17 protein-coding genes are annotated in these 21,021 nt (G+C 33.2%); 12 read left to right on the top strand and 5 right to left on the bottom strand.

What is annotated here, in order from left to right; translation table 11 throughout:
* Positions 1 to 86: 86 nt before the first annotated feature.
* The 4 genes from OIU83_RS08275 to OIU83_RS08260 all read left to right on the top strand — a co-directional run bounded on the left by OIU83_RS08275 (position 87) and on the right by OIU83_RS08260 (position 2,608).
* The gene (locus OIU83_RS08275; RefSeq protein ID WP_264205777.1) at positions 87 to 815 is read left to right on the top strand and encodes a Dph6-related ATP pyrophosphatase; all 729 of its coding nucleotides are present in this window, start codon (positions 87 to 89) and stop codon (positions 813 to 815) included.
* Positions 816 to 954: 139 nt separating this feature from the next.
* Entirely contained in the window at positions 955 to 1,461 is a 507-nt protein-coding gene (locus tag OIU83_RS08270) for a hypothetical protein (protein ID WP_264205776.1), read from the top strand.
* A gap of 3 nt (positions 1,462 to 1,464) precedes the next feature.
* On the top strand, positions 1,465 to 2,154 hold the full coding sequence (locus OIU83_RS08265; protein ID WP_264205775.1) for an aspartyl/asparaginyl beta-hydroxylase domain-containing protein: 690 nt from the start codon (positions 1,465 to 1,467) through the stop codon (positions 2,152 to 2,154).
* A 55-nt stretch (positions 2,155 to 2,209) separates the two neighbouring features.
* Positions 2,210 to 2,608, top strand: a complete 399-nt coding sequence (locus OIU83_RS08260; protein ID WP_264205774.1) for a hypothetical protein — start codon at positions 2,210 to 2,212, stop codon at positions 2,606 to 2,608.
* Between the two features lie 4 nt (positions 2,609 to 2,612).
* On the opposite strand, the gene OIU83_RS08255 is transcribed toward OIU83_RS08260, so the two are convergent.
* Both OIU83_RS08255 and OIU83_RS08250 read right to left on the bottom strand, forming a co-directional pair.
* Entirely contained in the window at positions 2,613 to 3,113 is a 501-nt protein-coding gene (locus OIU83_RS08255) for a DUF4348 domain-containing protein (protein ID WP_264205773.1), read from the bottom strand.
* Positions 3,091 to 3,645, bottom strand: a complete 555-nt coding sequence (locus OIU83_RS08250) for a DUF1697 domain-containing protein (RefSeq protein WP_264205772.1) — start codon at positions 3,643 to 3,645, stop codon at positions 3,091 to 3,093. The genes OIU83_RS08255 and OIU83_RS08250 overlap by 23 nt, the downstream gene beginning before the upstream one ends.
* 180 nt (positions 3,646 to 3,825) lie before the next feature.
* Here OIU83_RS08250 and recG point away from each other — a divergent pair, with 180 nt between their 5' ends.
* The 6 genes from recG (at position 3,826) to OIU83_RS08220 (ending at position 14,029) form a co-directional block, all read left to right on the top strand.
* The gene (gene recG, locus OIU83_RS08245) at positions 3,826 to 5,934 is read left to right on the top strand and encodes an ATP-dependent DNA helicase RecG (RefSeq protein ID WP_264205771.1); all 2,109 of its coding nucleotides are present in this window, start codon (positions 3,826 to 3,828) and stop codon (positions 5,932 to 5,934) included.
* Positions 5,935 to 6,483: 549 nt separating this feature from the next.
* A complete protein-coding gene (locus OIU83_RS08240) occupies positions 6,484 to 7,542 on the top strand; it encodes an efflux RND transporter periplasmic adaptor subunit (protein ID WP_264205770.1) in 1,059 nt (352 codons plus the stop codon).
* Between the two features lie 99 nt (positions 7,543 to 7,641).
* Positions 7,642 to 10,737 (top strand): efflux RND transporter permease subunit, encoded by a 3,096-nt coding sequence (locus tag OIU83_RS08235; protein WP_264205769.1) that lies wholly within the window; start codon positions 7,642 to 7,644, stop codon positions 10,735 to 10,737.
* 94 nt (positions 10,738 to 10,831) lie between these two features.
* Positions 10,832 to 12,142, top strand: coding sequence for a TolC family protein (locus OIU83_RS08230; RefSeq protein ID WP_264205785.1), 1,311 nt, complete (start codon positions 10,832 to 10,834; stop codon positions 12,140 to 12,142).
* Between the two features lie 26 nt (positions 12,143 to 12,168).
* Positions 12,169 to 13,032: a bestrophin family protein gene (locus OIU83_RS08225; RefSeq protein WP_264205768.1), complete on the top strand. Its 864-nt coding sequence runs from the start codon at positions 12,169 to 12,171 to the stop codon at positions 13,030 to 13,032.
* 73 nt (positions 13,033 to 13,105) lie between these two features.
* A complete protein-coding gene (locus tag OIU83_RS08220; RefSeq protein WP_264205767.1) occupies positions 13,106 to 14,029 on the top strand; it encodes an AraC family transcriptional regulator in 924 nt (307 codons plus the stop codon).
* 259 nt (positions 14,030 to 14,288) lie between these two features.
* On the opposite strand, the gene OIU83_RS08215 is transcribed toward OIU83_RS08220, so the two are convergent.
* Together OIU83_RS08215 and OIU83_RS08210 are read right to left on the bottom strand one after the other, a co-directional pair.
* Positions 14,289 to 14,663: a DUF779 domain-containing protein gene (locus OIU83_RS08215; protein ID WP_264205766.1), complete on the bottom strand. Its 375-nt coding sequence runs from the start codon at positions 14,661 to 14,663 to the stop codon at positions 14,289 to 14,291.
* Positions 14,664 to 14,750: 87 nt separating this feature from the next.
* The gene (locus OIU83_RS08210) at positions 14,751 to 16,256 is read right to left on the bottom strand and encodes an aldehyde dehydrogenase family protein (RefSeq protein WP_264205765.1); all 1,506 of its coding nucleotides are present in this window, start codon (positions 16,254 to 16,256) and stop codon (positions 14,751 to 14,753) included.
* 276 nt (positions 16,257 to 16,532) lie between these two features.
* Between OIU83_RS08210 and pheT the strand changes: the two genes are divergently transcribed.
* Positions 16,533 to 18,953 (top strand): phenylalanine--tRNA ligase subunit beta, encoded by a 2,421-nt coding sequence (gene pheT, locus OIU83_RS08205; protein WP_264205764.1) that lies wholly within the window; start codon positions 16,533 to 16,535, stop codon positions 18,951 to 18,953.
* Positions 18,954 to 19,035: 82 nt separating this feature from the next.
* Here pheT and OIU83_RS08200 read toward each other — a convergent pair whose 3' ends face one another.
* Complete coding sequence (locus OIU83_RS08200; RefSeq protein WP_264205763.1) at positions 19,036 to 19,860, bottom strand: N-acetylmuramidase family protein; 825 nt, start codon at positions 19,858 to 19,860, stop codon at positions 19,036 to 19,038.
* A 426-nt stretch (positions 19,861 to 20,286) separates the two neighbouring features.
* Between OIU83_RS08200 and OIU83_RS08195 the strand changes: the two genes are divergently transcribed.
* Positions 20,287 to 20,727, top strand: a complete 441-nt coding sequence (locus tag OIU83_RS08195; protein WP_264205762.1) for a hypothetical protein — start codon at positions 20,287 to 20,289, stop codon at positions 20,725 to 20,727.
* Positions 20,728 to 21,021 lie beyond the last annotated feature (294 nt).

Here is a 21,021-nt window from a genome sequence, read left to right as displayed (position 1 = left end):
TCGTGTGCTTTCAAAGTTACAAAGGTTTGATGAACAAATCGAAGGAAATTTGTATGTTTACTTACAGAAAAAATTAAACAATTCCATTGAAAAAAATCGCCTTATTTAACTGGAGCAGCGGAAAAGACTCTGCTTTAGCATTATATAAAATACAACAAGAAAAAGAATTTGAAATAAACTGTTTACTCACAAGTGTAAACCAACAGTTTCAGCGTATTTCGATGCATGGCGTTCGGGTAGAATTATTAGAACAACAAGCAAAAAGTATCGGAATACCCCTAGAAATCATGCAAATTCCCGAGATGCCAACAATGGAAGTTTATGAAAAAGTCATGACTGAAACATTGGCTAAACTTAAAAATCAAGGCGTTAAATATTCTATTTTTGGTGATATTTTTCTGGAAGATTTAAGAAAATATCGTGAAGATAAATTAGTTGATATAGGATTTGAAGCAGTATTTCCGTTATGGAAAACACCAACACAAGATTTAATTCAGGAATTTATTTCTTTGGGTTTTAAAACAATAGTGGTTTGTGTAAACGAACGCTTTCTAGATAAGAGTTTTGTAGGTCGTGTAATTGATCAGGATTTTATAAATGATTTACCAGATAATGTAGATGTATGTGGAGAAAATGGTGAATTTCATACCTTTACTTTCGATGGCCCTATTTTTTCGGAACCAATACAATTTGAAATTGGAGAAATTGTACATCGAAAATATGAAAAACCTAAAACCGAATCTAGTGATACTGCTTGTGATACGAATACAAGCGATGCGTTTGATTATGGATTTTGGTATTGCGATTTGATATGAACATCAGAAAATTAAACATGTAAGCAAGTGTAAACTTAAATGACTTATATCACTTATATGGTTGGCTTTTTCTTCTAGCAGTCTTAAATTTATGTAATCTAATGATACAACTCAATAATATTATTTAAAATTCATTAATATGCCAACAAAGAATAAAAGTTTAGAACTGGAAAAAGTTTTATCTTTCCTTGAAGAAATAGGGATTAACATTATTGAAAAAGAATTAGATACAACCTTTTTACCAGGATTAAGCTTAGGTCCAAATTGTCTTTATATTGATTTTGAAAAATTATTGTATCCCGGAGATATATTACATGAAGCCGGACATCTCGCTGTAACGCCTACATCTGACAGAATGCTCGCCGGAACCGATAAAATATCTGCCGATTGGCCTACACAAGGTGAGGAAATTGCGGCAATCTTATGGTCTTTTGCGGCAGCGAAACATTTAAAATTACCTATTGAATTCGTATTCCATCCCAATGGTTACAAAAATGAATCGGAATTGTTAATTTCAAATTTTAACAATGAAAATTATATTGGATTACCTTTTCTAGAATGGGCTGGACTTGCATTAGGAAACGAACGCGCAATGAAAGAAGGAAAAGAAGCATTCCCAACAATGATAAAATGGTTAAGAGAATAAATTATGGATAAATTGATACGCTCTATAAAATTCCCAATTGTTTTTGATAAAGAAAAACTACAAAATGATCTAAAAAAAATCATTGATAAAAATTGGATCGATCATTACAATACCAATGATTATTCGGGAAAATGGACATCGCTTGCATTAATGTCTCACAACGGAAAATCGGATACTATTATTGCTTTACCAAATAGTGATGAAAAACTTGTTGCTACCGAGATTCTTGATTCTTGCCTATATTTCAAAGAGATTCTGGATGGTTTTTTATTTGAAAAAACTGCTGTACGCTTATTACAACTAGCTGTCGGTGCCGATATTAAACCACACAGTGATCATTGTCTTGGATATGAAGATGGTTCTTTTCGATTGCACATTCCCATAATTACCAATAGTGAAGTAGAATTTATTCTGGACGGAACTCGACTAATAATGAATGAAGGGGAATGCTGGTATATAGATGCTAATTTTATCCATTCGGTTGCAAATCGCGGTACGCAGGATCGAATTCATCTTGTAATCGATGGCGTAAGAAACCAATGGACAGATAATCTATTTTACAATGAAGCTTCCCAAGATCAATTCATTAAGCCTGTTCCAGTGATGAGCGAAGAACAAAAACAACTTATGATTGCCGAGTTGCATCGAATGAATACTCCAATGGCAAATCAGATCCTTAAAGATCTGGAGTAATCGAGCATTTTAATTTCAATTACGAACGCGTTCAAAGCAATTATTTTAGATATAAATGAATATTTCAAATTTTCAAAAATACCAAATAATAATCCTCACGGTTATTGTGTCATTTTCATTTCAAAGTTGCTTAGTAAGCAGGTGCAAAAGACCACGACTTATTGGTTATATCTACGATGAAAGCACCAATAAGCCTATAGAGAGTTGCAAAGTAGGAGAAAGTTTGACCAACTCCGCAGGATATTTTGATTTAAAAGAAATACGGTATTCTCAATTTACCTTCGTGGCATTTGAAGCGCCTCCATTAAGCGTAAATGAACCCATTTATAAAGAAGGATACGAAAAGAAATCTATCAACTTTCTCAATCCTTTTAGTGGCGGAATGAGAAAGGGTGCTATCCAAAATATGGATACTATTTATCTAAAAAAAGTTGTGATCCCTGTTTCTAATTAATCTTTTAGGTCGAGACATCAATCCAAGTTACAAGTTTCCATTCTCCTTGAATTTTTTCGAAAAAATAATCAATAAAAATCCCATTATTAAGTCCGCGTTGTTGAATTACAGCTTTATCCTTATTTAGGATTAATGTTTGCTTGTAATCTCTGTCTTCATCCTTTTTGTCTAAATTTATTGGAGTATATTTTTCCTTAGTAATAGCATAATCAACGAGTTCTAAATCATCGTTGTTTATCATTACTTTTAGTGGAAATTGGATTCTGCTTATTTGAAAATTAGTATCGTGATTAAACAATTTAAAGAAACGATTAAAATCTTCTTGTGTCTTTTTATCGATTACAACTCCCGATTCTGTTTCTTCGGTAATAACCAATTTTTTTGTTTCGTTATTTAAAATCGGTTCATCTTGAAGCGCAACTTCTTTTTTGCAACTTATTAAAATCAATAGTAACATTATAAAATATAATACTGATATTATTTTATATAGCTTGCCTTTCTTCATATATTTTTAATAACTGAGTTACTGTATTCCAGTTTCTTATAGTTGCTGTAACATTTAATTTTTTCTCAATATATTTTTGATCAAATCTTGTTTTTCCTGCACCAACAGCATATTTAATAAATATTCTATTCTCATCAATACTTGCTTCATCTGGTTTAAACTGGCTAATTTTTAAATCATTGATGCTTTCGCTTCGCAATGCTATCGAGATAAAAGCTACGTATAGTTTTTTAATGTCAGCATCTTTTTCTTTCAAGAAAGGATTATTTTTAAAACAAGCTTCTAAGTCTTGCTTATTAATAACTACAATAGGCACTTCGTGTCCAAAAGCTTTAAATATTTCCTGCTTTATTAAAAATCCAACTTTGGAAGCATTATCTTCATCAGTATCTACAAAAACATTTCCCGATTGGATATAAGTTTGCACATTTTTAAAACCAATAGCTTCGAGTGTAGTCTTTAAAGCTTCCATTTTTATCATGTTGTGTCCAGAAACATTAATACCACGAAGGAGTGCGAGATGAGTTGTCATTGTATTTAATTTATTTTTTCAAAGATATAAATATTCAAAGTCTAATCTGTCGATTTTTAAATTTCCTAATTAAAATCTATCTTCGCCTTATGAAAAAAGAGTATCGAATAAAGAATATAGGTTAACATCTATTCTCTTTATTCCATCTTCTAAAATATCCAATAATCGAGCAAACAAAAAATGTCTAATAATCTCCTTCAAACTCCTATCGAATACTTAAAAGGTGTTGGTCCTAGTCGTGGCGAATTACTTCGTAAGGAATTGGGGATTCATAAATATGTCGATTTAGTTAATTTTTTTCCAAATCGGTATATAGATAGAACTCGTTATTATAAGATTAACGAACTACAGAATACTGGTACAGAGGTTCAGATTATTGGTAAAATCATCAATATAAAAACGGTTGAGTTTGCCAAAAATAAAAAACGATTAGTAGCGACTTTCGTAGATGATACGGGACAAATAGATCTTAACTGGTTCCAGGGACATAAATGGATTCGCGAAAGTTTAAAGCTCAACGAAGTATGTGTTATTTTTGGAAAATGCAGCTTATACGGAAGTCAGTTTAGTATGGCTCATCCCGAAATTGAGTTAATGAGCGAACATGAACAAAGTTTGCGTTCGGCGATGCAACCTGTTTATCCATCTACAGAAACACTAACAAATCGTGGAATTTCAAATCGTGTGATTAACAAACTCATGCAGCAGTTATTCCTCGAAACACATGCTTTATTTACAGAAACATTACCCGATTATTTAATCAATGAATTAAAACTGATTCCTAAAAGAGCCGCTTTATTTAACATACATTTCCCAAAAAGCACTGATGTTTTGGCGAAAGCCCAATTCCGATTAAAATTTGAGGAATTGTTCTTTATTCAGCTGCAGCTAATAACAAAAAACCTGATTAGAAAACATAAAATTAAAGGACATCCATTTACAAAAGTAGGTGAGTTTTTTAATGTATTTTATCAGAATCATTTGCCTTTTGAACTTACAAACGCTCAAAAAAGAGTAATTAAAGAAATTCGTATCGATATGGGTAGTAATGCTCAAATGAACCGATTATTACAGGGAGACGTAGGTTCCGGAAAAACTATCGTAGCGTTTATGAGTATGTTATTGGCACTCGATAATGGTTTTCAGGCTTGCTTGATGGCTCCAACCGAAATCCTCGCCAATCAACATTTTATAGGATTATCTGAGCTGGCAGCTACATTAAATATCAATATAAAAATACTAACGGGCTCGACTAAAATTGCTGCCAGAAGAATTATCCACGAAGAACTGGAAAATGGCAGTTTGCATATTATAATTGGTACGCACGCTTTACTAGAAGATAAAGTAAAATTTAAAAATTTAGGATTAGCTGTTATCGATGAGCAACATCGTTTTGGTGTAGAGCAACGTTCTAAGTTATGGAAGAAGAATGAGATTCCGCCACACGTATTAGTAATGACCGCCACACCTATTCCGCGTACTCTGGCGATGAGTTTATACGGTGATTTGGATATTTCGGTAATCGATGAATTACCTCCGGGACGAAAACCAATCCAAACCGTTCATCGTTATGATAGTAATCGTCTTAAAGTGTGGAAATTCCTGAGAGATGAAATTGCTTTAGGTAGACAAATTTATATCGTATATCCCTTAATTCAAGAATCCGAAAAAATGGATTTCAAGGACTTAATGGACGGTTACGAGAGTATTTCGCGCGATTTCCCTCTACCCAATTATTCAATTTCTATCCTTCATGGAAAAATGAAACCTGTAGATAAAGATGCCGAAATGAAACGCTTCTCAGAAGGGAAAACTAATATAATGGTCGCTACAACCGTTATAGAAGTTGGTGTAAACGTTCCCAATGCCAGTGTAATGATTATAGAAAGCGCCGAACGTTTTGGGCTTTCGCAACTACACCAATTACGTGGTCGTGTGGGTCGTGGCGCCGAACAAAGCTATTGTATCTTAATGACTTCACATAAGTTAAGCTCGGATAGTAGAACCCGAATGGAAACGATGGTTCAAACAAATGATGGTTTCGAAATTGCCGAAGTAGACTTAAAACTCCGCGGTCCGGGTGATTTAATGGGAACGCAACAAAGTGGTGTATTAAATCTACAAATTGCCGATATTGTTCGTGATCGTGATATTTTATCCCTAGCTAGAAATTATGCTTTAAAAATCCTAAAAGAAGACGCTCCATTGCAAAAACCAGAGAATGCAATACTTAAAGCGGTATTTATTGAGCTGACTAAGAAAAAAAGTATCTGGAATTATATAAGTTAGTTTTTTGAGGAAGGTTCTGAGATACTTCGGGGCTAAGGTTTCTTGTAGAGATGCACAGCTCAGCTTAAGTCGCTCTACACGGTATAGAGTAAACTCTCAATTTATAAAATAGACTATGTACTCAATAATATCCTACTCTTTAATTATCTTCCTAATTAATGCGATCCTTCCTCGGTATGGAAAACAAAATTAAAATTATGTGTGTTTTCGTGCCCATAAAAACGCACTGCTATACGCCTCTACAAGAAACCTTTGCCCCTCTTAACCGTTGTACCTTTAAATCTTTTTCTCAAAAGCTTTAAACCTTCCTGCGTGAATCAAGTCTAAGTTCAAAACTTTTGAATTTATGCAACTATGATCTTTATACATAAAAAACCTTCCTCCCTTTGTAACTCTGAACCTTTGAACCTCTTTGATCACTAAATAATTAATATTTGTACATACAATTGTTAAATAAAAGAATAAGGTCTTCAGTATTCATTGCAAAAAACTAAATTTGTGAATTCACTCAAAAAACAAAACTATTAATTCAAGCTTTACCAAAATCTCATGAAAATTAAAAACCTAGTTTATGCCCTACTAATTATCGGAATAGGAGGATTTATTGCCTATCGGATAGTATCTAATAAAAACAAAAATGACGAATCAAAGGGTCAAAACAGTAAAAATAAAACCATCACTGTTTCTGGAATTGTAGTAGACACGCAAACCTTTGACAATAATTTATCTTTATCCGGATCTATTGAAGCCAATGAACAGGTTGAAATTCGTAGTGAGGTTTCGGGAATTGTCGAAGGAATCTATTTTAATGAAGGAAGTAATGTAACCAAAGGTCAGGTGCTTTTTAAAGTTAATGATATAGAGTTAAAAGCACAATTAAGACAAGCTACTACTAAGGAAAGCTTGGCTGCCGAAAATGCAAGAAGAGCTAAACTACTATTACAAAAAGAAGCTATTAGTCAGGAAGAATACGATGTTGCCAAAGCCGATTACGCATCTGCGCAAGCACAAAGTCAATTAATTCGCGCACAAATCGCAAAAACATCTGTAAAAGCTCCTTTTTCGGGAAAAATAGGATTACGATCAATTTCTCCGGGTACTTATATTACACCAACAATTTTGGTGGCCAAATTGGTTAACACAAGTAAGCTTAAAATCACCTTCTCTATTCCTGAGAAATACGCAAGTGAGGTGAGAAATAATTCAACAATTACCTTTACAGTTTCGGGCTCAAACACTCAATATACTGCCAAAGTATATGCAATAGAACCAGAGGTTGCTATAGAAACCAGAACATTACAAATTCGCGCTATTGCCGAAAACAAAGACGGTAAATTATTCCCTGGAACTTTTGCCGATGTAAAACTACCTTTGGATATCATAAAAGACGCGATTGTAGTTCCTACAGAAGCTATTATACCTGTACAAAATGGTAAAAAAGTTTTTATCTCAAATTTTGGCAAAGCCAAAGAAGTAATGGTCGAAACTGCTACAAGAACAGATGCATCCATCTTGGTACTTTCTGGTCTTAAAAAAGGTGATACTGTTGTAACTAGTGGTGTTATGTCGTTAAAAAATGATGACAAAATTAAAGTAAAAACTAAATAAGTCTAGATTTTGAGATATGTAGTCTGATTTAGCATTAAATCTGAAACCTAAAATCTGAAATCTATCCCGAACCGTCGGGGCTAAAATATAAAATCTCGTATGAGTTTATCAACCACAAGTATAAGGAGACCCGTATTAACAATTGTATTAAACCTTGCAATTGTATTATTTGGTCTTATTGGATATAGTTTTTTAGGAGTCCGAGAATTTCCGTCGATCGATCCGGCGCAAGTTTCTGTTCGTACTAATTATACGGGAGCAAATTCCGACATTATAGAATCTCAAATTACCGAACCATTAGAAAAAGCTATTAATGCTATTGATGGGATTCGTAACATTACCTCGTCTAGTGTACAAGGAAGTAGCAATATTACTATCGAATTTAATCTGGATAAAAATCTGGAAGAAGCTGCAAATGATGTACGTGATAAAGTTTCGCAAGCCGTTCGAAGTTTACCACAGGATATCGATGCTCCTCCGGTAGTTTCTAAGGCCGATGCCAATGGTGAAGCTATTATTTCTATGACAGTTCAAAGTGATACGCGAAGTGCTCTTGAATTAAGTGATTATGCCGAGAATGTAATTTCGCAACGATTAGAAACAATTCCAGGAGTAAGCGGCGTGCAAATTTGGGGTCAAAAAAGATATGCCATGCGTTTATGGATTGACCCTGTAAAACTGGCCGCCTACGGATGTACAGTATCGGAAGTTCGTAATGCATTGAATGCACAAAATGTCGAATTACCATCTGGGAAATTAACCGGAAACAATACCGAATTAACAGTAAAAACAGTTGGTAATTTATCCAAACCCGAAGAATTCAACAATATCATTATTCGCTCTGATGGAGAAAAAATTGTTCGTTTAAGCGATATCGGAAAAGCTGAATTAGGCCCTGAGAATACCGAAACAAAACTAAGTCAATCTGGACTTCCTATGATTGGTCTGGCGATTGTTCCTATGCCGGGAGCTAATTATCTTGATATTTCGAAAGAATTCTACAAAAAATTCGACGCATTAAAAAAAGATCTCCCTAAAGATATTAAACTAGACATTGCAATTGATAGTACCCTTTTTGTTAAAAAATCGGTTCTGGAAGTTGCCGAAACATTATTAATATCTATCGTATTGGTTATCCTGATTATCTTTTTATTCTTTAGAGATTGGGCGATAGCTTTTAGACCTTTAATTGATATTCCAGTTTCCTTGATTGCAACATTCTTTATTATGTGGCTTTTTGGGTTCTCTATAAATGTATTAACATTACTGGCAATTGTTCTGGCGACGGGACTTGTGGTCGATGATGGAATTGTAGTAACCGAAAATATCTTTAAGAAAGTCGAAGAAGGAATGTCGCCTATCGAAGCTGCGATTAAAGGATCTAATGAAATATTCTTTGCCGTAATTTCTATTTCGATAACACTTGCAGCAGTATTTTTACCTGTAATTTTTCTGGAAGGATTTGTCGGACGATTGTTTCGAGAGTTTGGTGTCGTCATTGGGGCAGCAGTATTAATTTCGGCTTTCGTTTCCTTGACATTAACACCAATGTTAAATGCATATTTAATGAAAGGTGGAGAACAAAAAAAATCAAATTTCTATATTAAAACAGAGCCTTATTTTGAAAAATTAAATAGTGGATATGCCGATGCATTATCTCGTTTTATGAAAAAGAAATGGCTAAGTTTTCCAATTATCGCTATTTGTTTTGGATTGATTTATTTATTTTTCAGCATTCTGCCAAAAGAAACAGCTCCGTATGATGACCGAAGTTCGTTGGTTTTAAGTATAACAACACCCGAAGGTTCCTCTTATGAATACACAGATCGTTTCATGCAGGAAATAGGACAACTTATTGATGATTCGATTCCGGAGAAAAAAGTGAGTTTGGTAATTACTTCCCCAGGATTTGGTTCATCATCTGTAAACAGCGGAAGAGTTCGAATAGCACTTAGCGAACCTGATGAAAGAACTCGTTCTCAAAAAGAAATTGCGGACAAATTAACGCAATGGACAAAAAAATATTCGCAAGCGAAAACGTCTGTAACAGAGCAACCAACTATTGCGGTAAATCGTCGTGGTGGTTTGCCAATTCAGTATATTATTCAGGCACCGACCTTTGAGAAATTACGAGAAAAGATTCCGTTATTTATGGAAGAAGCCAATAAAAATGATACATTCTCGGTAACAGATGTCAATTTAAAATTCAACAAACCCGAAATTAATGTAAGTATCAATCGTGAAAAAGCCGAGAGTTTAGGTATTTCTATAATTGATATTGCACAAACATTGCAACTTTCATTAAGCGGACAACGTTTTGGGTATTTCATTAAAAATGGAAAACAATATCAGGTTATTGGGCAATTTGATCAAAAAGACCGTGCAAAACCATTGGATTTGACCTCTATGTTTGTAAAAAACAAAAAAGGACAATTAATACAAATGGATAACGTGGTTACGATTGAAGAGCAGAGTAATCCGCCGCAATTGTATCATAATAACAGGTACATGTCGGCTACGGTCTCGGCTGGTCTTGCCCCAGGCAAAAGTATCAGTGATGGTATTGATGCGATGAATCAAATAAAAGCCAAAGTTCTGGATGATAGTTTTACTACCGATTTAGGTGGAGAATCTAGAGATTTTGTTGAAAGTAGCTCGAATACTTCATTTGCCTTTGGATTGGCATTATTATTAATATTCTTAATCTTATCTGCACAATTTGAAAGTTTTATAGATCCGTTTATTATTATCCTTACTGTTCCTATGGCGGTTGCCGGAGCGTTATTCTCATTATGGTTGTTCAACCAAACATGGAATATATTTAGCCAGATTGGAACCGTAATGCTTATTGGTTTGGTAACCAAGAATGGTATTTTAATCGTAGAATTTGCGAACCAATTACGAGAACAAGGAAAACCAAAATTAGAAGCAATTCTCGAGGCTTCGGAAGCCCGTCTTCGTCCGATATTAATGACGAGTTTGGCTATTGCATTAGGAGCTTTACCAATTGCTTTATCACTTGGTGCTGCCTCTACAAGCCGAATCGGAATGGGAGTTGTAATTGTGGGAGGAACTATTTTCTCATTAGTTTTGACATTATTTGTAATCCCTGCGATGTATTTAATGTGGTCAAAAGCACGTAAACATTATCCGGAGTTTGATCATATCGAAGAATATGAAAAAGAAAGTAAATAATCTTTCGAGCTAAACTTTAAATAAAATAGTAGTCACGAATCAACTTTTAATAGAAAAATCGATTGCTGATTCGTGATAAAAAATATAAAAAATGATGTACACAAAAGCTCTATTTAAATGCTTGGTTTTATTACTTCTTTGTGTTGCAAAAAGCAATGCGCAAGAAGTTCTTACTATCGAAGACGCAGTAAAAGTAGCATTAGAGAATAATTTTGAAATAAAAATTGCTTCCAATAATCTAAAAATTAATGAGACTAATGTAACCATAGGAAATGCAGGAATGTTACCTACAGTGACAGCTACAGTTGTTGATAATAATGGTATTCAAAATAGTTCACAAACGCGTCAGGACGGAACATCTACCTCATTGAACAATGCCAAGAATAATAGCTTAAATTATGGTGTTGGACTCGATTGGACCATATTCGACGGTATGAAAATGTTTGCACAATTGGATCAATTAAAAGAACTTCAGAAATTGGGAGATGCCGAATTGCGACGTACCATTTTGGTTAAAGTTGGACAAGTAAATTCTACTTATTATGATTTAGTACAACAGCAGCAACAACTAGCTGCATTGGATACCACGATTGTAATTTCTAAGCAAAGATTAACTTTGGCACAAAATAGATTTACCATCGGAAAAGCTTCAAAATTGGAAGTTTTAAATGCTCAGGTAGATTTAAACACAGATCAGGTAGCACTTTTAAGACAGAAAGAATTGTATGCAAACACAAAGATTTTATTAAACCAAATTCTGGCTCGCGACTCTAAAATTAATTTCAAAGTTATTGATGCTGTTAAAGTCGATAATTCATTGATTTTGGATAATTTAATCGAATTGGCAAAAAAACAAAATCCGGAATTAGAATCGCAAATTATAAATATCCGAATTGCCGAATTGCAATTAAAACAAGTAAAGGCAAACCGCTATCCTACTGTAAAGCTAAATACTGGTTATAATTTTTCTGAAAATCAATCGAGTCTTGGGTTTACAAGTCAATCATCATCTCGAGGATTAAATTATGGTTTTAGCGCTTCGCTAAATATATTTGATGGTTTTGCCCAACATAGAAATGAAAAGACTTCTAAACTGCAAATCGAGAACACAAAATTTGCTTTGGAACAACAAAATCAAACTTTGACGACGCAACTATCAACTGCATATCAAACCTATTTGACCAATTTGGAGTTAATCAATTTAGAAGATAATAATGAAGCTATAGCTAAACAAAATTTAGATATTACGCTTGATAAATTCCGTATTGGAACTATCACCACTTTAGAATTTAGAACGGCGCAGCTTAATTATGTAAACGCAAAAGTACGTTACAGTAATGCCCAATTTGAAGCTAAATTATCTGAAATTGCTTTAAAGGAATTAGCAGGTAATATTAGTTTTTAACCTAAATTTGTTTAAAATTCTATTAAATGATCTCATACAATACCAAAGATTGGTTCACTTTTATCTTTCATTTTCATAAATCAGATACAGTTAGAAAACTGTTCCCGATTATGATTGCCATCGGAATTTATTCTGGAACTATTGGTTATCTGGAAGTTCAATATTTTAAAATAGGAAAAAACGATTATATACAAAACATCCCGATTATGCACGGAATGTTAGGTTTTGTAATTTCATTACTTCTTGTTTTTAGAACCAATACTGCTTACGACCGTTGGTGGGAAGGAAGAAAATTATGGGGAGGACTGGTAAACAGCAGTCGTAATCTTGCTATTAAACTTTCGGCAATTTTAAAAGATGAAAACGACCGAAAGTTCTTTAGAAAATTTATTCCGGTATATGCCGATATTTTGCATAAGCATTTAAACGACTCCGAAACTAGTAAACAACTTTTTGAAGATGTAGATTTAGAGATTGATCATCATAAGCATAAACCAAATCAGGTAAAAAGAATCATGTATCACAAAATCAATGATTTATACGATGCGAAAAAAATAACAGGAGATCAATTAATTATTTTAAATAGTGAATTACAAGCTTTTACAGATATTTGTGGTGCTTGTGAACGTATAAAAAATACGCCTATTCCCTACTCTTATAGTGCCTTTATAAAGAAATTTATTTTCTTTTATATAATGACTTTACCTTTCGGTTACTCTATTAGCTTAGGTTATTATGTAGCTCCTGTAGTTGTTTTTATATTTTATGTACTTGCGAGTTTGGAACTTATTGCCGAAGAAATTGAGGATCCGTTTGGTGATGATGAGAATGATTTACCTACCAAAAAAATATCGGAAAATATTAAAAAACATATAGAAGAGCTGATTTAATTAAACGTTAAATCTGCTTTTCTTATATTTATTTTCATTAAATTTAAGTTTTATCTTTTAAAATTTAATTGCAATGAATAATCAGCCTGTTTTAATAGATTTACCTAATTTATCCAAAGAAAAATCCTTAAAAACTCTTGTAGAGAATAGGACGATATACAACCTTAATCACTGTGAATTAAACCTTTTTGAGACTTATGAATCTTCTCAATTAGTTCCATTAAAATTCAATGATCTGGTTGTGACAAGTATGTTGAGAGGAAAAAAAATCATGCATCTTTATGATGGGCCTGGATTTGATTATTTACCGGGGCAAACTGTTGTGATACCTTCAAACGTAGAAATGAAAATTGATTTCCCCGAAGCAACCAGAAATAATCCAACACAATGTTTAGCGTTAGCCATTGATCAGTCCAAGATTACAGATACCTTAAATTTTCTAAACGAGCGTTATCCCAAAGAAGGTAATGATGCCTATTGGCAATTAAATTATCAAAATTATTTCTTTTATAACAATATCGATTTGGCCAACACCATCAATAAACTTATTAAAGAATGTATGAGTACATCGATAACCAAAGATGCATTGGCGGATTTAACTTTGCAAGAATTATTAATCCGAATCATCCAGACTCAAACTGCAAAATCTATCGAAGAAGGAATAGCAATACATGCAAATAATCCAATAAGAGAAGTTACAGAATTCATTAAACATAACTTAAAAGAAAATATAAATTTAAAAAGTCTTAGCGACAAAGCATGTATGAGTACAGCTTCTTTCTATCGTTTTTTTAAAAGAGAATTAGGCATGAGCCCAATAGAATATGTCTTGAATGAGAAGATAAAATGTGCCAAGAAGTTATTAAAAAATCCAACGATACAAATTAACGAAGTTTGTTATTTATCGGGATTTGATGATGCCAATTATTTTATTAGATTATTTAAAAAATACGAAGGTATTACACCTAAGCAATATCAGTTGTTGTTTGTAAACTAAAGGCTCTGAGAAAGGCTCAGGGTGCAAAAGGTTTCCCCGTAGAGGTGCACAACAGTGCGTCTTAGAGACAGAGAATCGACCTAAATAAACAATACAACCATAATCTTGCCACCCTGACATAGGAAGCGTCTCCATAAATTGCTCGACAATTATTTAACAAAAAAAGATGCACTGCTGTGCACCTCTACGGAAAAATCTTTGTCCCTTTGAACCTTTAGAGCACTGCTGTGTGCTACTACAAGAGACCTTTGTCCCCTTTTCATTCAATAACCTTAATCGGTTCCAAATCTTTCTCTTCGTCTTCGGTAAAAATTCTATATTCTATTTGGAATGTCTTTTTTAATGGTGTTTCCAAGGAGAATCCTCCTACACCAAAAGCATCGATTACATTTAGAGTAAAATGAGCATGTTTCCAATATTCGAATAAATCTTTGTCTACCCAAAATTCGGTATCTTCTAATGTACCAATACATACGTCTCCCATTCTTTGATAAAAACCACCTTTTTCAAAACATTGTGGTTGCGTTCCTTCACAGCATCCACCAGCTTGATAAAACATTAAATCACCGTGTTTTTCTTTTAATATTTTTATCAATTCTATAGCCTTTTCTGATGCATTAATTCTTTTTATCATGATTTTTATATTTAAAAAAGCAATACTTTAATTGATTAATTAAGAACAGCCAGTTTACGACTGGCTGTTCTTAATTTTATACTCTTATTAAAAGAAACCTAATCTCTTTTTATCATAAGAGATCAGCATGTTTTTGGTCTGACGGTATTGTCCTAGCATCATTTTGTGATTTTCACGTCCAATTCCTGATTGTTTGTAACCTCCAAACGGTGCTCCTGCAGGATACGAATGGTATTGATTTATCCATACACGACCTGCCTGAATTGCTCTTGGAACCTGATAAATTTCGTGCGCATCACGTGTCCAGACTCCTGCGCCTAAACCGTACATTGTGTCATTTGCAATAGCAATAGCTTCTTCGGTAGTTTTAAAAGTGGTCACAGCTAGAACTGGCCCAAAAATTTCTTCTTGAAAAATTCTCATTTTGTTATTTCCTTTAAACAATGTGGGTTTAATGTAGTAACCCCCTTCCAGATCTCCACCCAAATTATTCTCACTACCACCGGTAAGCAATTCTGCACCTTCTTCTTTTCCTAATTTTATATAAGAAAGAATTTTCTCTTTTTGAACAATCGAAGTCTGTGCCCCAATCATAGTTGTTTTATCCAATGGATTTCCCGAAATAATCGCTTCGGTTCTTTCGATTACTCTTTTAATGAACTTATCATAAATATCTTCATGAACCAATAATCTAGATGGGCAAGTACAAATTTCTCCTTGGTTCAAGGCAAATAAAACAGCTCCTTCTATAGCTTTATCAAAGAAATCATCGTCGTGATCTGCAATCGACGGGAAGAATATATTAGGAGATTTCCCTCCTAGTTCAAGCGTTACTGGAATAATATTTTCGGTAGCATATTGCATTACTAAACGTCCTGTTGTTGTAGAACCTGTAAATGCTGCTTTAGAAACTTTTTTATTTGTAACCAATGGACGACCAAGTTCGGCACCAAAACCATTTACAATATTTAAAACTCCTGGAGGAAGAATATCTCCTACAAGCTCCATTAATACCAATATAGAAATCGGTGTACTTTCGGCAGGTTTTAAAACGATTGTATTTCCTGCTGCAAGAGCTGGTGCTATTTTCCAGACAGCCATTAAAATTGGGAAATTCCAAGGTATAATCTGAGCAACAACTCCTAATGGTTCACTTAAAGCTATTGAAACTGTTTGTGAATCCAACTCCATAATCGAGCTTTCTTCGGCACGAATTACACTTGCAAAATACCTAAAATGGTCTATCGCCAAAGGGATATCGGCAGCAAGGGTTTCACGTATCGGCTTTCCGTTATCAATCGTTTCTACAGTCGCAATGTACTCTAGATTATCTTCTATTTTCTGAGCAATTTTATTTAATAAAATACTACGTTCTGTTACCGAGGTCTTACCCCAGGTTTTAAACGCTTCGTATGCTGCATCAACAGCCAATTCTATATCTTCTTTACCAGAATGGGCTGCTTGTGTAAAGACTTTTCCGTCTATTGGAGAAACTACATCAAAATATTCTCCTTTTATTGGTGCTACAAATTTTCCACCAATGTAATTATCGTATTTTGCCTTAAAATCAGGTCTTTTTGCTAGAGTACTCATAAAATATTATTTTTTTGATTCATTTCAAATTTAGTTTCATTCTTTTATAAAGAATAGCACAATTCATTCATCTAATAGCACAAAAAACGCACATTCTCTTTTATAAGTAAACTTTAATACTTTATTAGCAAAATATTACCACAAAAAATAAAGAATACTCAAAATTAAAAGGTTTTCACCAAAAGAAAAACAGCTATAAAAAACCAAATAAATTGTTTCCTACTCCAATGTGCAATCCTTATATTTGTAAACTTATTCAAGAATAATATTACTCAAATGAAAATATCTTACAACTGGTTAAAACAATTCATTAAAATAGACTGGAAATCCGACGAAACATCTGCTTTGCTTACTGACTTAGGTCTTGAAGTGGAAGTGGTTGAAAAATACCAATCGATAAAAGGCGGATTAGAAGGCATTGTTGTAGGACATGTACTTACCTGTGTACAACATCCTGATGCAGATCGTTTAAAAATTACAACTGTAGATCTTGGATTAGAACATCCTGTGCAAATAGTGTGTGGTGCTGCCAATGTTGCTGCTGGACAAAAAGTACCTGTAGCCACTATTGGTACCGTATTATACGATAAAAGCGGTGAAGCTTTTACCATTAAAAAAGGAAAAATACGTGGTCAGGAAAGTCACGGGATGATTTGTGCCGAAGACGAATTAGGTCTTGGAACCGGTCATGATGGAATTATGGTTTTAGACGAAGCTTTGGTTCCCGGAACTCCTGCCGCTGAAGTTTTTCAAATAGAAAATGATGAAGTTTTCGAAATAGGATTAACTCCAAACCGTGCTGATGCAATGAGTCATCTTGGTACTGCACGTGATTTACGCGCCGGATTATTACAAAGCGGAGTAAATGTAGAGTTGATTACTCCATCGGTAAGTAATTTTAGAGTTGATATGCGAACATTAAAAATAGATGTTACCGTAGAACAACCTGCATTGGCTCCTAGATACTGTGGAGTTACTATATCTGGAATTACTATTGCAGAATCTCCTGCTTGGTTACAAAACAGATTAAAAGCTATTGGAATAACTCCTAAAAATAATATTGTTGATGTTACAAACTATGTTTTACATGAATTAGGACAACCCTTACATGCATTCGATGCTAGTAAAATCAATGGAAAGATTATTGTAAAAACGCTTCCTGCCGGGACTAAATTTGTAACGCTGGACGATGTTGAAAGAACATTGCACCAAGAAGATTTAATGATATGCGATGAGAAAGGACCATTGTGTATTGCTGGAGTTTTTGGAGGAAAAAAATCTGGTGTAACCGAAAGTACTACTTCTATATTCTTAGAAAGTGCTTATTTTAATCCTGTAAGTGTTCGTAAATCTGCTAAGAGACATCAATTAAATACCGATGCATCTTTTAGATTTGAAAGAGGTATTGACCCAACAATTACAGTATATGCATTGAAACGTGCTGCATTGTTGATTAAAGAAATTGCCGGAGGAGAAATAACATCTGATATTGTAGAAATCTATCAAAAGAAAATTGAGGATTTCTCTGTTTTCTTAAATTTTTGCCATGTATCAAAAATCATTGGACAAGAAATTCCTAAAGATACTATCAAAAAAATATTAGTATCGCTGGATATTAAAGTTAATAGTGTTTCTGAAGCTGGTTTAGGATTAACGATTCCTGCATACCGTGTAGATGTACAACGTGAGATAGATGTTATTGAAGAAATTCTTAGAGTTTACGGATACAACAATATTAATTTTTCGAAAAAATTCAACGCGACAGTTTCCAACTCTCCAAGAACAGAAGATTATAAGGTACAAAATAGTATAGCTGCACAATTAAACTCACAAGGGTTTCATGAAATGATGGCTAATTCACTAACAACTCCTGCTTATGTAAAACTTTCTAATTTATTAAAAGAAGAGCATAATGTTACGATATTAAACCCATTAAGTAGCGATTTGGCCGTTATGCGTCAGTCATTATTATTCTCTGGATTAGAAGCGATTTCTTACAATATTAATAGAAAAAATTCGGATTTAAAATTATTTGAATTTGGAAAATCATACCATAAATACCTAAACGGTTACGAAGAACATAAACATCTAACCCTATTTATTACTGGAAACAGAAATAAAGAAACCTGGACGAATGGACAACAAGCTACAGACTTCTTTTTATTAAAAGGATATGTAAAAGGCATAATTACCCGATTAGGAATTGATAAAATCCTTAATATTCCAACTCAGTCAGATGTATTTTCTGAAGGAACTGCAATCGGTTACGGACATGATACTCTTGTAGAAGTAGGTCTTGTAAAAAAATCAATCTTAAAGCAATTTGGTATCAAACAAGAAGTTTTTTATGCTGATTTTAACTGGGATTTAATTTTAAAAATAATTACAGGTAAAATAAAATATACCGAAATTCCAAAATACCCAGAAGTACGTAGAGATTTAGCTTTATTACTGGATCAAAACATAACTTATGATAGTATTTACAATCTTGCTAAGCAAACAGAGAAATCACTATTAAAAGATGTGAATTTATTTGACGTATACGAAGGCAAAAACCTTCCTGAAGGCAAGAAGTCATATGCATTGAGTTTTACCATTCAGGATAACACAAAAACGCTTACCGACGCTCAAATAGATAAGATTATGGGTAAATTGCAACAAACTTTCGAAACTGAACTTGGTGCAACCTTACGATAAACTTATTTTACTATAAATTTCAAACCCGATAGCTTTTTAAAACTATCGGGTTTTATTTTTTTCAATACTTAAAATTTTAATATTAAGAGCTAAACTTTGCATAAGCTTTCATTAATTTCTCATCATATTTATTCGTTTTGTAAGCTGGTCCGTTATATTTCGAAGCAAAATCTGCCCATTTCTTGTTTCTTAAAAAACCAATTAGCTTATTTTTTTTCAAGAACATACCAAAAGACTTTAAACTCTCTCCTTCGTTTAAATACATTTTTTCTACATATTCATCTACATTTTGATATCCAATAGGAATCGCATTAAACCCCATAATTTGATACAAATTCCAAGATGTAGAACATTTTGCAGCATCACTGAAATTTTTATCAGGACTCAAATTAATTGCTTTTTCTAAGCGTGTGTATTCTGCCGTACCACCCAAGTAGAATTTTCTTGTGTAATTTTTAAACAAAATATCCAGAGTATTAGCATTTACATAAGTACTGGGATTTATTTTTCTTTTTTCAAGTTCTTTCCAGAAGATATGTCCTTCAAATAAAATTTTAGGGCGTCCATCTACAAGAAATCCCATCCCTCCGCTTTCGACTTCGTTAACCGCCTTAACAACTGCCAATTCAAGATCATAATTATTTGAAAAATCAATGAGATTCTTCTCCGAGAGCAATTTACTATTCGATGATAATCCTGCTTTACCTTTTTCAATAAGTGTAGTCCATGTTTTCAAGCCAACAACACCATCTACAACCAAATTATTCTTCAATTGAAAATCTTTAACAGCTTTATCTGTTTCTACTCCAAAATAATCAGAAACAACAACGCTGTAGTTCAATTTTGCAAGAAGTTCATTTAAATAATAAACTTCACTTGATTTTACACCCAATTTTATAGTTCTCATAATTTTTATTTTTAATTATTCTTGATGAAATTAAAAGTTAATTACAGTTAATGCCCCTCATTCGCATTTAAAAAACTGTATAGTAAATTTTGAATCTTCTGTCAGGATCTTTTGGAATCCTAGAATGCTTTGGGTAATACTAGAATTACATTGGTAAACCGATATCTGTTACCGGGGAATTATTAGGATTTGATAAATTTAATTATTGCTAATAGTAGTTACGCTATTTCGATCATCTTGTTAATTTCCAAAATAATCATTATAAAATTAATTATAATTAATTAAAAAACAACACATTACATTATTTTTAAATAAATTTGTATAATAAAAAAAAGGGGAATTCACCCTTGTTATTATGATGCGATTAAAATAATTTTGAGAAAAAATAGTACAAACCAACTCTTCACCTAATTAAATTTAAGAATCATGAAAAACCCACCCGCCCAACCAAGTCAGTTAATTACTAAAGAATTTGCCAAAGAGCTAAATTTGAATTACAATAAAAAGAAAACTCGCTCAACAACTGCCAAAACAACTCAGAAAGAAGATGCAAATGCAATTTGGTATTCACTAGAAGAACTGGAAAATTACATTCATTATATAAAAACCAAAGGAACAGAAGATGGTTATGCTGTTGATGGTATTCGTTTTTATTTTGGAGTTTATCCAGATGATAAAAAACATGGAGAAAAAGCTGGATTAACAACTTTATTTTTGGTTCCTACTGGAAAAAAAACACAAACAAATACGACTACAGCAAAAATCCAAACTTTTGCTCTCGTTGAAGAAGAAACTCCTAGCGACATCCAAAGTCTTTCTCCCATGAACTATGGAAACATAGGAAGACCACCTAGCTTAGTATACTAAAAATCATGTTTGCTTTTTTAAGGTTTTATATCATTTATTTAGCTTTATTATCAGGGACTGTAGGTGTGTTTTCACTGAATAAACTTCCTGGTAAAAAAGCTAAATCTATACTCGTTTTAATTTGGTTTTCGATAGTAACAGAAATAGTAGGCTATTACTTCACGCAATGGACAGGTTTATTAAATTATTATGTCTATAATTTTTACATATTTGTTAGCTTTTCAGCCTATATATTACTCCTTAAAAGCCTATTATTAAAACACAATAACAAAGTAGCTGCAACACTGTTTTTAA

This window comes from Flavobacterium shii, from assembly GCF_025847235.1.
GTDB classification, from domain to species: Bacteria; Bacteroidota; Bacteroidia; order Flavobacteriales; family Flavobacteriaceae; genus Flavobacterium; species Flavobacterium shii.
The sequence above is the reverse complement of the archived record's forward strand: the minus strand, read 5'-3'. Positions and strand labels throughout refer to the sequence as shown.

Excerpts from the sequence above, each read along its gene's own strand:
- OIU83_RS08270 (WP_264205776.1), top strand. The coding sequence starts at position 955 with ATGCCAACAAAGAATAAAAGTTTAGAACTGGAAAAAGTTTTATCTTTC.
- OIU83_RS08250 (WP_264205772.1), bottom strand. The coding sequence starts at position 3,645 with ATGACAACTCATCTCGCACTCCTTCGTGGTATTAATGTTTCTGGACAC.
- OIU83_RS08235 (WP_264205769.1), top strand. The coding sequence starts at position 7,642 with ATGAGTTTATCAACCACAAGTATAAGGAGACCCGTATTAACAATTGTA.
- OIU83_RS08215 (WP_264205766.1), bottom strand. The coding sequence starts at position 14,663 with ATGATAAAAAGAATTAATGCATCAGAAAAGGCTATAGAATTGATAAAA.
- OIU83_RS08265 (WP_264205775.1), top strand. The coding sequence starts at position 1,465 with ATGGATAAATTGATACGCTCTATAAAATTCCCAATTGTTTTTGATAAA.
- OIU83_RS08195 (WP_264205762.1), top strand. The coding sequence starts at position 20,287 with ATGAAAAACCCACCCGCCCAACCAAGTCAGTTAATTACTAAAGAATTT.
- OIU83_RS08230 (WP_264205785.1), top strand. The coding sequence starts at position 10,832 with ATGTACACAAAAGCTCTATTTAAATGCTTGGTTTTATTACTTCTTTGT.
- recG (WP_264205771.1), top strand. The coding sequence starts at position 3,826 with ATGTCTAATAATCTCCTTCAAACTCCTATCGAATACTTAAAAGGTGTT.
- OIU83_RS08200 (WP_264205763.1), bottom strand. The coding sequence starts at position 19,860 with ATGAGAACTATAAAATTGGGTGTAAAATCAAGTGAAGTTTATTATTTA.
- OIU83_RS08240 (WP_264205770.1), top strand. The coding sequence starts at position 6,484 with ATGAAAATTAAAAACCTAGTTTATGCCCTACTAATTATCGGAATAGGA.
- OIU83_RS08255 (WP_264205773.1), bottom strand. The coding sequence starts at position 3,113 with ATGAAGAAAGGCAAGCTATATAAAATAATATCAGTATTATATTTTATA.
- pheT (WP_264205764.1), top strand. The coding sequence starts at position 16,533 with ATGAAAATATCTTACAACTGGTTAAAACAATTCATTAAAATAGACTGG.
- OIU83_RS08220 (WP_264205767.1), top strand. The coding sequence starts at position 13,106 with ATGAATAATCAGCCTGTTTTAATAGATTTACCTAATTTATCCAAAGAA.
- OIU83_RS08210 (WP_264205765.1), bottom strand. The coding sequence starts at position 16,256 with ATGAGTACTCTAGCAAAAAGACCTGATTTTAAGGCAAAATACGATAAT.
- OIU83_RS08260 (WP_264205774.1), top strand. The coding sequence starts at position 2,210 with ATGAATATTTCAAATTTTCAAAAATACCAAATAATAATCCTCACGGTT.
- OIU83_RS08225 (WP_264205768.1), top strand. The coding sequence starts at position 12,169 with ATGATCTCATACAATACCAAAGATTGGTTCACTTTTATCTTTCATTTT.